We start from the raw sequence: 1,088 nt of genomic DNA on the forward strand, positions 1-1,088 counted from the left end.
GCCGACACGCCGTCGGCCGGAACAGGTTCGCTCTCCATCGCCGGTACGGGCGCGCCGTCGGCGCCGTCGGCGCGTCCGTCGCGCAGGAGCGCCTAGCCGGCACCGCGGGCGGCGGTCAGGCGGGCTCCTCGACGAGGTCGGCCGCCGTGACCGTCGCCGGGCCGGTGTGCCCGGACAGGGCGAGGGTCAGGTCCAGCTCCGCCAGCACACAGCGGACGACGTGCTCCACGCCCGCCTGCCCGTCCAGGCCCAGCCCGTAGACGTAGGGCCGTCCCAGCAGCACCGCCCGCGCGCCGAGCGCGAGCGCCTTGAACACGTCGTCGCCGGTGCGGACCCCGCTGTCGAACAGCACCGTCAGCCGGTCGCCGACCGCGGCCGCGACCCCGGGCAGTGCGTCGGCCGCCGCCACCGAGCCGGCCACCTGCCGGCCGCCGTGGTTGGACACCACCACGCCGTCCATCCCGGCGTCGGCGGCGAGCCGGGCGTCGTCCGGGTGCAGCACGCCCTTCAGGACGATCGGACCGTCCCAGTGCTCGCGCAGGAACGCGAGGTCCGGCCAGGTGTGTCCGGGGTCCCCGAACAGGCCGAGGAAGTGCAGCACGGCCGCGTTCGGGTCCTCGTGCGGCGGCTTGGCGAGGCCCGCCCGGAAGGCCGGGTCGCTGAAGTAGTTGGCGGTGCCCACCCCGTGCAGGAACGGCAGGTACGCCTGGTCCAGATCGCGCGGCCGCCACGCCAGCAGCGGTGTGTCCAGCGTGACCACCAGCACGGAGAAGCCGGCCGCCTTCGCCCGGCCGAGGAAACTCCGGGTCACCTCGCGGTCCTTGCCCCAGTACAGCTGGAACCAGCGCTCGGCGTCCCCCATCGCCTCCGCCACCTGCTCCATCGGCGTGCTGGACGCCGACGACAGGATGTACGGCACGCCCTGGGCGGCGGCGGCCCGGGCGGCGGCCGTCTCGGCGTCCGGATGCATGATCGACAGCACGCCGACGGGGGCCAGGGCGAGCGCGTGATGGCCGTTCGCAGGGTCGTTGACCAGCGCCCAGGCCGGGAAGCCCAGCGTCTCCCGGCGCACCTGCCCGACCTCCGGT

The 1,088-nt window shown here is 75.4% G+C and carries 1 protein-coding gene; it reads right to left on the reverse strand.

Annotated elements, in window-relative coordinates; genetic code table 11:
• Positions 1-115: 115 nt before the first annotated feature.
• A partial coding sequence (locus ACWEN3_RS46850) for an alpha-hydroxy-acid oxidizing protein (RefSeq protein ID WP_452984591.1) occupies positions 116-1,088 on the reverse strand: 973 nt, incomplete at its 5' end.

It is taken from the genome of Streptomyces sp. NPDC004561, from assembly GCF_053602155.1.